Genomic DNA, 12,281 nt, shown 5'->3' with positions numbered 1-12,281 from the left:
CCCCTGCTCCCTGCTCCCTGCCCCCTGCCTCTTACTCATCCCTACTCCCCTAAGATGGTAGAACAACTTAAGCCTCGCTATTCTGTCATTTGGACGAACAAAATCGCTGAAGTACCCCAAAATGCTTGGAATGCTTTAGCAATGCCACTCAAAACGCCATTTTTAGAATGGGAGTGGCTAAATAATCTCGAAACCTCCCAAAGTGCTACGGCTAAAACTGGTTGGTTGCCAAATCACTTAACATTGTGGCGAGATCGAACTCTGATTGCGGCTGCACCACTTTATCTCAAAGGACATAGTTCTGGTGAATTTGTATTCGATCACCAATGGGCAGAGTTAGCCGATCGCATCGGAGTTCAATATTACCCAAAATTGCTGGGCATGACACCATTTACCCCAGCTGAAGGTTATCGCTTTTTAATCGCCCCAGGAGAAGACGAAGACGAAATCACCGCGATGATGGTGCATGAAATTGACACTTTCTGTTCCAAAAATCGGATTTCTGGATGTCATTTTCTCTACGTTGATCCCCAATGGCGGCCGATGCTGGAACGGCATGGCTTTACAACTTGGCTGCACCACAGCTACGTCTGGGAAAATGCTGGCTTTAAAACTTTTGATGACTACTTGAAAGTGTTTAACGCCAATCAACGCCGTAATATCAAGCGGGAACGTAAAGCTGTAGAGAAAGCTGGTTTAAGATTGCAACCTCTGAGTGGTGATGAAATTCCCTACTCTTTATTTCCTTCGATGTACCAGTTTTATGCTGACACCTGTGATAAATTTGGTTGGTGGGGTAGCAAGTATCTCACACAGAGGTTTTTTGAGCAGCTACACAATGATTATCGCCATCGAGTCTTGTTTGTCGCCGCATATAGCGAAGAAGATAATTCTCATCCTTTAGGAATGTCCTTTTGTTTATTTAAAGGTGACAAACTCTATGGACGCTATTGGGGGAGTTTTCAAGAAATAGATTGCTTACATTTTGATGCTTGCTATTATGCGCCTATTGAGTGGGCGATCGCTAACGGAATCCAAATTTTTGACCCTGGTGCGGGTGGTCGCCACAAAAAACGCCGTGGTTTCCCTGCTATGCCCAATCATAGTTTGCATCGCTTTTACAACAATCGTTTAGGACAAATTATCCGTCCCTATATTAAGGAAGTGAATCAACTCGAACAGCAGGAGATTGAGGCGATTAATGCAGAGTTGCCATTTAGTAACCGGGATTCTTAAAAGTTTGCCAAGGCAGAGGGTGAACGACGAATTACACTTAATATATAGTGTAAAAACCCTGAAAAAAGAAAATTTCTTTTGCTAGTGCTTATGGATTTAATACTTGAAGATTTAGCCGCAATTGATGATAAGCTTTCCCAGCGTCATATCGAACTCGATCCGGGTGGATATTTTATTATTTACTTGGATCGAGACGCAGGGTTAATTTATGCCAAGCATTTCACAAACGTAATTGACGATCGCGGTTTAGCTGTCGATCCCGAAACGGGGAAGGTAATTCCGGCACGAGGAAAGGTAGAACGAACTTACACAACGGTTTTTAGTGCGAGAACGGCTAAAGAACTTTGCGTGAAGATTTTTGAAGAAACTCAGCCCCCGCCTGTAACTCAATTAAATCATGCGGCTTATTTAGGTCGAGAATTTGTTCGGGCTGAGGTGGCTTTAGTAAAAGGGCAAGAGTATGTTCAGGATTAAGCCAATTTTAGATTTTAATTTAAGGAAAAATCTAAAATCTAAAATTGAATGACCCTGATTATCCGATTACCCATCAGATGACGGCTGATTTATCTGATAAATGTAGTAAGTCGCCATTGGGATGACGGTGGCGGCAATTAATAACCCTACTACCCAAGCAGTAGCGTTACCTTGGTTGGTTTCTTCTGCTTTCTTGTAGGTGCCTTCTACCTGTACATTGTCAGTAATTTGGGGTGGCCCTGGATCGGCTTTACCGGAGAGGACGGCAACAAGGCGATCGCTAGCATCTAGAAATGCCTGATTGTATTTGTTACCATTGCGTAACGGCACACTTACTGTTTCAGTAGCGACACTCTCGGCAATAGCGTCAGTGAGTAGAGGTTTGACTTCATCCCCAGTAATAATGGAAGTACCATTGGTAACTGTGTCAATAACCAATAAAGTTTGATTTGCTTGGGCTTCTTTTGTCGGAAACCATTTTTCAAACAACTCTTTGGTAAAGCTTTCTGGTGTTTCACCGTAGTCAAGGCGGCGAACAGTCACGATTCTGACTTCCTTATTTGTTTGTTTTGCCAAATCCTCGAAAGCACTGCTAATCTTACCTTCATTCAGACGGCTGATAACCTCACCTTGATCCAAAACCCAGGTGTCTGCTGTGAGGCTGGATAATTGATACACACCTGTGGCTAAAGCAGGTGTGGCAAACAGCGAGGCTGTTAAAGTAACCGTCACCAATGTTAAAACCAGCCGGATGAGGTGTTTTTGACTACTAAATATTTGTTTGAGGAGCTGTTTCATCGTGTGATCCCTAAGACAGACTTGCACCAAAAATACTACAGAACTAGTGCAAAAATCACCTCGTTCGCGGTTTTCTCCGGGATCAAGTTTTTGCTACTACCAGCAGATATATATTTTACGGGATTTTTTGATTGCACAAACTTCTGATGATTGCGGTTGCAAGCATAAAATTGACAAGAAATACCGCCCATTTTGAGAATTAACCCAAATGCTTAGGGCGGAATTTGCAAACCATCTAGAAATGATATCGTATAATGAGTATTTTTGGCAGAAAGAAGTATAACTTTTCATATATATATGCAAGTTGCTTGTCCTGCTATACCCTTTTATGGGTTATCTCTGCAACTTCTCTGATATTTTGGCTAAATCTAGAATAATATATACATGACTATAATTTTAACTAACGACGATGGCATTGATGCCCCCGGTATAAAAGCTCTAATTAAAGCTGTAAATGGCAAAAATGTTATTATCGCTGCTCCTGCCGATCATCAGTCTGGGTGTGGACATCAAGTTACTACCACTCGTGCCATCAACCTCCAGCGACGTTCTGAGACTGAATATGCGATCGCAGGCACTCCCGCCGATTGTGTGAGAATTGCCATAACACAAATTAACGCAGATGTCAAATTTGTGCTTTCAGGTATCAACGCTGGGGGCAACTTGGGAGTCGATGTCTACATTTCTGGCACAGTGGCTGCTGTGCGGGAAGCCGCAATGCACGGTATTCCCGGAATTGCTATTTCCCACTATCGCAAAGCCAAGCAGAATTTTGATTGGGATCTGGCTGCCAAATTGACATCTGAAGTTTTAGCGGACTTACTCAAGCGTCCCCTAGAACCGGGAAGCTTTTGGAATGTGAACTTGCCGAATCTGCTACCAGGAGAACCACATCCTGAGATAGTCTTTTGCCAAGCCTGTAGCAGACCTTTGCCTGTCAACTATCGAATTGAAGGCGATGATTTTTATTATGTAGGAGAATATGGCAAACGCGATCGCACCCCTGGTAGTGATGTGGATGTATGTTTTTCCGGCAATATTGCGGTAACTCAGTTAAGGGTTTGAAACTTTGACACTCTCAGGTTTAAAGATGCTAAGATTCTTGGTTTTTCCAAACAACATTAGCCAAGTTTGGAGGTTTAATTCCCCTACTTTTACAGACAATACATTTTGATGCCTAATTAAAATCTCCCTTACAAAACGTAATTACGAATTACGAATTATTTTAACTTCCCCTCTTCTCTTGCCGTTCTTTGAGTTTTAGCATAATTTCTGCGTGCATCTCGCGGGTAATTGGGTAAAAATACGTTAAAACTAAGCCAAAAATCAAACAAACTGTAGGTATGGGGCCAACGGCAATGCGAATAGCAAACAGTGCTGATTCTGGTTGGATAGGTAGTGGACTTCCGGCTACGGATTCTTTGAAACCCGATACTTGCAAAGCATTTCCTACCAAAAACAGTCCAAAAGCTAAACCAAATTTTTGTAGCAAAACCATGAAGCCATAAAAAATGCCTTCTCTGCGCTGTCCCGTTTGCAGTTCATCTAATTCAATCACATCTGGAATCATCGACCAGGGAATTAGATAAGCTGTGGATACACCAATACCTGCCATAACAGCCATCACATACATCAAAACTATTTGACCAGGCTGTAAGAAAAATAGTCCGGCCGCTGCTATAATCCACAAACTCATTCCGAGAAAATAAACAACTTTTTTGCCGATTTTTTTACTCAACGCTCCCCAAACAAATAGCATCAATAGAGCAGTTCCTTGCACTGCAATCATGACTGTGGGCACATCTGATTCTTTGAGTCCCATACAATTGACTACAAAATAGGGAATAATGCTGGCTGTTACCTGCACACCTAGCCAAGAACAAAGATATATACCAATAACAAATAAAAAAGGTCGGTTACTAAAGACAATTTTTAGCTGTTCAAAGAAAGGGAGAGATTCAGGTTCCTCGGTTTGGATGCGTTTGGCCTCAAAAGCCAAGATGCGATCGCGGACTCCAAAAACGCACCAATATAATCCTAAAATCGAAATTACAGTAGAAACTGCTGCTAAAACGATATATTGTTGTTGGCGATCGCTAATTTGAGAAAAAATAATTTGCGTTAAAATCAACGACAGAATGCTGCCACCAATAGAAAATGTAAAGCGATAGCTGTTAAGGCTGGTGCGTTCGTCGTAATCTTGAGTTAGTTCTGGAGTCATTGCCGTATAAGGCAAATTTACAACCGTGTAAAACGCTTGAGATATCACCCCAATCGCTACGTAATACCAGAACAGCGGCCAAATATTCTCACTCTGATTTGCACTAAATCGCGGTACAATCCACTGCAAGAAGAAGAAAATCCCAAAGGGAATAGCCCCATAAAACATCCAAGGAAGACGACGACCCCAACGACGAGATTTCGTTTTATCAGTCAGAAACCCGACAACCGGATCATTTATCCCATCCCAGATTTTGCCAATCATCAAAATACTGCCAGCTAAACCCGCAGGGATACCAGCGACATTCGTGAAGAAAACCAGCAGAAAAAAGACGGATATATTTGCAGTGATTGCCGGGCCTAAATCTCCTGCACCGTAAGCCAGTTTTGTTTTGAAGTCGAGTTTTTCACTAAGAATATCTCGTTGGGCATCGCCATCAGCAGCATAATCTTTCATAATAACTTGCGCTCATACTAAAATAAAAAGTTTGCAGTTTGCGTAGCCCGTCGTAGACATCGCCTTCAATACTAGCCATCTACCACTCCCGTTAGACTTATGCCAGACCTTTATGTTTCTTGGTCAGATTATCACCAAAAAATTGAACAACTGGCTATCCAGATTTATCAATCCAGTTGGGAATTTAACCAGATTATCTGTCTTGCCAGAGGAGGATTAAGAGTTGGAGATATTCTCTCCCGGATATATCAGCAACCTCTGGCAATCTTAGCAACCTCATCTTACAGTGGCGCTGGTAAGCAAGAAAGAAGTAATTTAATTTTCTCCCGCCACTTGACAATGACTGCCGAAAAGTTAGGTTCGCGCATTCTTTTAGTAGATGACTTAGTAGACTCTGGCATCACACTCCAACAGACTATACCTTGGCTCAAGCAAAATACTGATTCCCCAATTGAAGAAATTCGCACCGCCGTACTTTGGTATAAAGCCTGTTCAGTTATAGCACCCAATTATTATGTCGATTACTTGGCTGACAACCCCTGGATTCATCAACCCTTTGAACGCTACGAAAATTTGAACCCAGCAGAACTTGCCACTAAGGTCAGTCCGTGTTGATAAATACTTAGTAGCGCTACGTAGAATTCAAAATTAAGAATTTAAAAGTTTATAGAGTGAGCTTTTTTGACTCACCAGATTTATTACTATATTTTGCCAAAATTGGCACATCTATCCCTAAATATGTATGGTGTTATTTACCTGACTCATTGTTAAAGAATGACAAACGATATTTCGCACAAACGGAACCTTCACCGATTTGACCCTGTTGCGTATCTAGTAATTGGAAAACTTGGTCTTTCTCCTCTAACTTTCGGACTGCTGGCAGCACTTACCGCTACTGTAGTTTATTTGTTTACTGCATTCCTAAGTGATACGCTGTGGTCTAAGCAGGGGCAGATGGGGTTACTTAAAGACTGGATTCCCTGGTTAGTAGGGCTTTTTATTAATCCAGTAACATTGGGATATTACTTGTGGAGTTTTCAAGCAATCGATAAAGCAATTCAAGACCTGGAAAAATCTGACGTATTAGAAATAGACAAATTTCAGATTGATCAATTTGTTATTAACCTCTATTCCCAAAAATGGCGCAAACTCTCTGCACTTGCTAGCGCTCTCTTTTTCAGCACTATTGTTTTTATCATCAGACCTAGATTAGAAGAGAGTTGGACTAGCTCTAGTTTTCTACCAGGATTGACCATTACGATCGCCACATTTGCAGTCGTATATATGGGTAGTATACTTGTCCTTAATCTGATTACAAATATTTGGATTTTCTATCGAATTTTAGGAAACAAGGATTTAGATATTAATCCTCTTCATCCCGATCGCTGTGGTGGTCTTCGATGTCTCAGTGATTATTCGCTTAAAACTGCCTATCTAGTTGCTGTTTTGGGTATCTGGATTGGCGTGATTGAGTATCAAGTAATTACACAAGATGTCGGAAAAGGATTCTGGTTTGTTCATCTGGTAATTCCATTATATATTTTTCTATCAATGGGATGTTTTTTTGGGCCATTGCTAGCAGCAAATAGCGGTATGAAAAGAGCTAAAGAAAAGTCTTTAGATAAAATTGCTCGGCAGTTCCGAGCAGACTATTCAGGGATTTATACTAGTCTGGCTGAAGACACAGAAGCTTTCAAGAAAAAATCTGAAAAAATTCAGCAGCTACGTGCCTTGTACACTATGACTGATGAGTTGCCCGTTTGGCCCTTCGATGTCAAAACTTTCCGCCGATATCTCCTAACTGTGCCTACTCCTCTTATTGGTATCCTAAGTGGCATATTTAAAAACTTGTTGATAAATCTACTAAAGCAACAGAATATCAAACTTGGCGGGTAAAGGCGTTATCAGATAAAACTCAAATTTATTTGTCTAGTGGTGAAATGAGCCGGATAGCTTTAGTTAAGTTTTTGATATCTCCCCAAACTTAGGACTCCACCACCCTTTTGGCGTACTGAAATAAGCTACATCTTTATGTTTCGTATCTTTACGGGATTGTGCGTTAGAACATCGCAACATTGTCTTACTCTGCCCCTCTTTGATGTAACTGTACTCCTCTAGAGGTTTTTTACATACCGGGCAGGGATATGCCGTCATCTTGACGGGAGGCTTTTGTTGATTTTCAGCTTGGACTGTTTTAGCTTGTGGTGGCTGCCAAGTTTTGTTAAAGTCGCTCCAAAATAGCACGACATTTTCACAGCCTTTTGTGCATTTGAGGAAATATTTCTTTTTAACTTTAGTACTCGGAATTTTGGCGAGAAAATTTTTGCACTCAGGGCATCGCGTTTTAGAAGTTTCATATTTGCGATCGCTTATCACATTAGCTTTACCTGTTGGGGAACTCGCAACTACAGTTTTAGCTTTGGAAAGCGCTGGTACAAAATAATTCTGGTTCCAACTAGTTAAATAATGCTGCCAAGAATTTTTTCCTTCGGAAATTGCATCAAGGGCATCTTCCATTTTCGCTGTGAATTCCGCCTCTAGTAAATCTGGTAGTGCTTTGAGCAAAAACGCATCAACTTCTAACCCTAAAGCTGTTGGTTGCAGATGGTCTTTTTTCAACTCGACATAATTTCGTTTTTTTAAGGTAGCAACAGTAGGAGCATAAGTACTTGGGCGACCAATTCCTTTACGTTCCATCAGTTGTACTAATTTTGGTTCACTATAACGCGGTGGTGGCTGCGTCTGCTTCTGCTCATGTCCAGCATTCTCCAGTTTCAATGCTTGTCCCTGTTGTAATGAAGGTAAAATACTATCCTTGCTGAGATTGTTCCAGTACCGGGCATAACCATAAAATTCAATTACTTGCCCTCTAGCTGACCACAGTAGAGAACCAGACTGAGTAATCACCAAAGTTTTACGCAATTGTGCAGCACGACACTGAGAAGCAATTGACCGTTTCCAGATCATTACATACAGATTAAACTCATCATCAGGAAGTTCTAAACGCAATTGAGCTGAGGGACGAAATACATCTGTTGGACGAATCGCCTCATGTGCTTCTTGAGCTGATTTGCTACTACGATGCTTGGCGACTTGCTGCGGTACATTCTGCGGATCATTTTGCTCTAACCATTTACGAGCGCTGGCACAAAATTCTGGACTCAGCATTACTGAGTCTGTTCGCATATATGTAATCAGCCCTGCCTCATAGAGCTTTTGAGCAACAATCATGGTTTTGTCAGGAGCAAACCTCAGCTTTGAACCGGCTGCTTGCTGAAGGCTGGAAGTTGTAAATGGTGGCGGTGGCTGACGGTTAACGATTTTTCCTTCAAAATGAATCACCTGATGAGGATGTCGCTGTGCTTCTTCAACTAAACGTGTTGCCTCTGCTTCGGAAAGAACACGTTTAGATTCCGGTGTTTCTGGACTATTACCAACCTTCGCGTCATCGTGAGTTTCAGTTTCTTGGTCTGCTGTATCTTTTGCAGAATCCACTGTCCCTTTGTAAAAAGCCCGAAATCCTTCAGCATAATCTACCCAAACACTCCAGTAATCTTGGGGGACAAAAGCCAGAATTTCGTTTTCTCGCTGACAAATTAGGTGCAACGTCGCGCTTTGGACTCTGCCAACACTTTTAGCACCGTTATTCAATGCCCAAACTAAAGGGCTACCCTTATAACCCACCAACTTATCTAGACAATCTCGGCACAATCCAGCACCAATCAAATTTTGGTCTAGCTTTCTGGGATTAGCGATCGCACTCTGTACCGCCGATGCTGTAATCTCAGTATAAATTACTCGTTTCGGTTCCTTTAAACCCAGCGTTTCTTTGAGATGCCAAGCAATTGTCTCGCCTTCCCGGTCTGGGTCAGTTGCTAAGACAACTTCATCAACCTGCTTCACCGCAGACTTGAGCTTCTGGATTGTTTCTTTTGCTCGTTGGTCACGCGGAACGTAATTGCACCTTACATTACTGCCGTCCATGACGAAGCCCAAGGAATCGTCCCCTTCATTGCTGAGTTCTCGGATATGGCCACAACTGGCTAAAACTTTCCAATCCGAACCCAGAATTTGACTGAGTTTTTTGACTTTTCCGGGAGACTCTACCACAAGCAGGCGTTTGATCATAGCAACTGCATTCTAGATTTTGAGCAATAAACTGGCAATTTAAATTAGCGTTCGCCTATCTTCGTCATCTGGATTTTCTAGAATACTGTACCAAAAAGCTTTGGAAATTGCTCAACTCAGTTTAGAGGTAAATCATCTCAAAACTATCCATTTATACCTTTGTATAACTGTTGCTTCTGTCACCTGACGATAATGAACTAATGTGAATTGCGATCGCAATTCGTTTGAGCATCTCTGCGTCTGTAATTTTGGTAAGCGATCGCGATTATTGCACAGATATAATCTATTACCAGGCGTAGGCTAGCAAGAACCGCAGGCATCGCAGCGCTCAAAAATAAAAAGATGTATTTTATCAATACTTCAAGCATCTTGAGGTTTCCTGCTTTGAAAGCCTCGGCTCAAACTTCTTTGTGACTGCTGTCTGTAAATTTTGACTATAAACTCTGAAAATGTGAAGAACACACTAAGAGGATTTTTTAGCACATAAGTAGGTCGGCAGAAAAATTTACAAGTATGTAACAACAAATTAATCATGTTTCAGGCATTCTTCCAAAAAAACTATGTCTGACTCCTTGCACTTTGCTTTTCATCCTCGAAGAAAGTTTATACCAAAGTCTTTGTAGACCAAGCTTTTCCCGTTTATCAAAACAGAATTTAGGAGTCAGGATTCATCCTGAATCTGTATGATTGGCGGATAGCGCAGCGTCTCGTAGAGAGCATCTTGATTACGACCGGAGTAACGGAAACGTCTTTGTTAGCGTAGCGGGGCGTAGCCCATTCTGATTCCTTCTTCAAACCGATTGCGATTTATTTATCTTTACATAGTTTACTTTTTTCACGACTATTTACTTACATATTTCTCCTACAATGTAAAGAGTATGCAAAGATACTTTTTGAAGTATAGACATACAAGTAAATTTCAGTATTTAGTTAGTATCAGGTTATTTAAATGTTCTCTCTTTTTAAGCTAGACACCCACAGGCAATAGCCCACAACGAGGGGATGAAAATAACCTTCTGTATCAAGAGTTAACTGTTCCCTATTTTCAAGACACTAGGATTTACGCATTGACAAAAAAATTAAAGTATGAAGTGTGATTTTCAGGCATTTAAGCTTGATTTCGTGATGTTTTTGCAAGAATGCCTAAGTTGGGGCTGCGCCTACGGTATTTAATCAAGGATGCTTGTAAAAAGCCTGAAATGAACTATTTGAGTTCATGCACAAAGTCATTAATTTGTACAGTGCATGAGATTTTGATATGCAGATAAGTGCTAGTTGCAATCTGCTCAACAGTGTGGATTTTCAATAAAAATTACTGTCCCTCCAGAGGGAAATCAAAATATGTCGAAAGTGTCAACTATCGGCGGGTTTTTGTGTTCTAAAACAGTACTAAATCAGGGCTGAGAAATTTAAATTTACGGGAATATCGATTAAAGAAGGTAAAAGTTATGACAAATATCATTGGAACTAACAGTAATGATACTCTACTGGGCAGTAATGACGCTGACATAATTAACAGTAAAGTAGGCAACGATACCATTACAGCTCAACAGGGCGATGACACTCTGACTGGTGGTGGCGGCAAGGATAAATTTATTTACAACTTGGGTGATGGGACTGATACTATCACTGATTTTGGTGGCATAGGTAAAGGAACAAACCCGACAGCAGCAGTTATTGGCGAAGTGGATACGATCAAATTCCAGGGTGCTGATTTGACTGCCCAAAATCTGTTGCTTACCCAGAATGGTAATAATCTGGAAATCACCTTTGATGGGGTTGCTAATACCAAAACGATTCTAAAAAACTTCAAACTAGAAAACCTCGATAACCTGAAAGCTTCTGGAAACAGACCAGCTATTGGTAATATCCTGTTTGATGGGCAAACTAGCATCACCGATAGTTTTGATGTCTTTGATGCCAACTCCACTGCAACTAGCGTGTTCAACAAGAACACGGTGACTTTCCTCAATGACCTCGACAACAACGTTACAGGTTTAGATAACTCAAATGATGTCATCAATGGTCAGGGCGGGAATGACCGCATCGACGGCAAGAGTGGCAACGACTTGCTGCGGGGTGGTACGGGAAATGATACTCTCATTGGCGGTGCGGGGAACGACACCCTTATTGGTGATACTGGCAATGATTCCCTCGATGGTGGTGTTGGTAATGACTTGCTACGGGGTGGTGCAGGGAACAATATCCTCAACGGTGGTGCTGGTGACGATAACTTGAATGTTGACTCTTCAGCAGGCAATAATCTCTTGTCTGGTGGCGATGGCAATGATAGTCTCTCGGCATTAGGGGACTACGAAGGTAATGTGGTGTCTGGTAATAACACTCTCAAGGGTGGCGCTGGTAACGATACCTTGATTGCTGACGGTTCCGCAGGCGATAACTTACTGGATGGTTCCAATGGCGATGATTATCTCTCTGCCTCTAGTGGCTACTACGACCCTAGAGTGTCTGGCAATAATACCCTCAAGGGTGGCGTTGGTAACGATACCTTGAGTGCCTTACTTTCAACAGGTAAGAACTTCCTGGATGGTGGTGATAATAACGATTATCTCTCTATCAATCTTTCCTCTGGTAATAACACCCTCAACGGTGGTGCTGGTGACGATTACTTGAGTGCTAATATTTCAACAGGCAATAATCTGCTGTCTGGTGGTGATGGCAATGACTCTCTCTTTGCATCAGAATTTGAGGGCTATAGGTTTGATAACACTTCAGGGAATAACACCCTTAACGGTGGCACTGGTAGCGATTACTTAAATGTTAACTATTCACGAGGCAATAATCTGCTTTCTGGTGGAGATGGCAATGATTCTCTCTCCGGTTCTAGCTACGGCCGCGGTTTCGGAGGAGCTTTTTATAACACTACTGGAAATAACACCCTCAACGGTGGTGCTGGTGACGATAATTTGAATGTTGATTATTCAACGGGCAATAATCTACTCAATGG

The 12,281-nt window shown here is 41.7% G+C and carries 10 protein-coding genes; 6 read left to right on the top strand and 4 right to left on the bottom strand.

Annotated elements, in window-relative coordinates; genetic code table 11:
* The first annotated feature begins 54 nt into the window (after window positions 1-54).
* Entirely contained in the window at window positions 55-1,236 is a 1,182-nt protein-coding gene (locus G1O98_RS31710) for a GNAT family N-acetyltransferase (RefSeq protein WP_163936751.1), read from the top strand.
* Between the two features lie 90 nt (window positions 1,237-1,326).
* The gene (locus G1O98_RS31705) at window positions 1,327-1,710 is read left to right on the top strand and encodes a DUF4346 domain-containing protein (RefSeq protein WP_163936748.1); all 384 of its coding nucleotides are present in this window, start codon (window positions 1,327-1,329) and stop codon (window positions 1,708-1,710) included.
* Window positions 1,711-1,776: 66 nt separating this feature from the next.
* Here G1O98_RS31705 and G1O98_RS31700 read toward each other — a convergent pair whose 3' ends face one another.
* Complete coding sequence (locus G1O98_RS31700) at window positions 1,777-2,508, bottom strand: TPM domain-containing protein (RefSeq protein WP_163936745.1); 732 nt, start codon at window positions 2,506-2,508, stop codon at window positions 1,777-1,779.
* Window positions 2,509-2,892: 384 nt separating this feature from the next.
* On the opposite strand from G1O98_RS31700, the gene surE reads away from it, so the two are divergent.
* Window positions 2,893-3,573, top strand: a complete 681-nt coding sequence (gene surE, locus G1O98_RS31695) for a 5'/3'-nucleotidase SurE (RefSeq protein WP_163936742.1) — start codon at window positions 2,893-2,895, stop codon at window positions 3,571-3,573.
* A 160-nt stretch (window positions 3,574-3,733) separates the two neighbouring features.
* Here surE and G1O98_RS31690 read toward each other — a convergent pair whose 3' ends face one another.
* The gene (locus G1O98_RS31690) at window positions 3,734-5,185 is read right to left on the bottom strand and encodes an MFS transporter (protein ID WP_163936739.1); all 1,452 of its coding nucleotides are present in this window, start codon (window positions 5,183-5,185) and stop codon (window positions 3,734-3,736) included.
* Window positions 5,186-5,284: 99 nt separating this feature from the next.
* On the opposite strand from G1O98_RS31690, the gene G1O98_RS31685 reads away from it, so the two are divergent.
* Both G1O98_RS31685 and G1O98_RS31680 read left to right on the top strand, forming a co-directional pair.
* Window positions 5,285-5,800: a phosphoribosyltransferase gene (locus G1O98_RS31685; protein ID WP_163936735.1), complete on the top strand. Its 516-nt coding sequence runs from the start codon at window positions 5,285-5,287 to the stop codon at window positions 5,798-5,800.
* Window positions 5,801-5,959: 159 nt separating this feature from the next.
* On the top strand, window positions 5,960-7,081 hold the full coding sequence (locus G1O98_RS31680; RefSeq protein WP_175586950.1) for a hypothetical protein: 1,122 nt from the start codon (window positions 5,960-5,962) through the stop codon (window positions 7,079-7,081).
* A 63-nt stretch (window positions 7,082-7,144) separates the two neighbouring features.
* On the opposite strand, the gene topA is transcribed toward G1O98_RS31680, so the two are convergent.
* Window positions 7,145-9,313: a type I DNA topoisomerase gene (gene topA / locus G1O98_RS31675; RefSeq protein WP_163936733.1), complete on the bottom strand. Its 2,169-nt coding sequence runs from the start codon at window positions 9,311-9,313 to the stop codon at window positions 7,145-7,147.
* 197 nt (window positions 9,314-9,510) lie between these two features.
* Window positions 9,511-9,681 carry a hypothetical protein gene (locus tag G1O98_RS31670; RefSeq protein WP_163936730.1) on the bottom strand — a complete coding sequence of 57 codons (171 nt, stop codon included), beginning with the start codon at window positions 9,679-9,681 and terminating at the stop codon, window positions 9,511-9,513.
* 1,080 nt (window positions 9,682-10,761) lie between these two features.
* On the opposite strand from G1O98_RS31670, the gene G1O98_RS31665 reads away from it, so the two are divergent.
* Window positions 10,762-12,281: calcium-binding protein (locus tag G1O98_RS31665; RefSeq protein WP_163936726.1), on the top strand; the 1,520-nt coding region annotated here is incomplete at its 3' end.

Source organism: Nostoc sp. UIC 10630, from assembly GCF_010747425.1.
GTDB lineage: Bacteria > Cyanobacteriota > Cyanobacteriia > Cyanobacteriales > Nostocaceae > Nostoc.
The sequence above is the reverse complement of the archived record's forward strand: the minus strand, read 5'-3'. Positions and strand labels throughout refer to the sequence as shown.

What these genes read in the sequence shown, in the direction of transcription:
- G1O98_RS31705 (WP_163936748.1), top strand. Translation starts at nt 1,327, where the DNA reads ATGGATTTAATACTTGAAGATTTAGCCGCAATTGATGATAAGCTTTCC.
- G1O98_RS31670 (WP_163936730.1), bottom strand. Translation starts at nt 9,681, where the DNA reads ATGCTTGAAGTATTGATAAAATACATCTTTTTATTTTTGAGCGCTGCG.
- G1O98_RS31680 (WP_175586950.1), top strand. Translation starts at nt 5,960, where the DNA reads ATGACAAACGATATTTCGCACAAACGGAACCTTCACCGATTTGACCCT.
- G1O98_RS31700 (WP_163936745.1), bottom strand. Translation starts at nt 2,508, where the DNA reads ATGAAACAGCTCCTCAAACAAATATTTAGTAGTCAAAAACACCTCATC.
- topA (WP_163936733.1), bottom strand. Translation starts at nt 9,313, where the DNA reads ATGATCAAACGCCTGCTTGTGGTAGAGTCTCCCGGAAAAGTCAAAAAA.
- G1O98_RS31685 (WP_163936735.1), top strand. Translation starts at nt 5,285, where the DNA reads ATGCCAGACCTTTATGTTTCTTGGTCAGATTATCACCAAAAAATTGAA.
- G1O98_RS31690 (WP_163936739.1), bottom strand. Translation starts at nt 5,185, where the DNA reads ATGAAAGATTATGCTGCTGATGGCGATGCCCAACGAGATATTCTTAGT.
- G1O98_RS31710 (WP_163936751.1), top strand. Translation starts at nt 55, where the DNA reads ATGGTAGAACAACTTAAGCCTCGCTATTCTGTCATTTGGACGAACAAA.
- surE (WP_163936742.1), top strand. Translation starts at nt 2,893, where the DNA reads ATGACTATAATTTTAACTAACGACGATGGCATTGATGCCCCCGGTATA.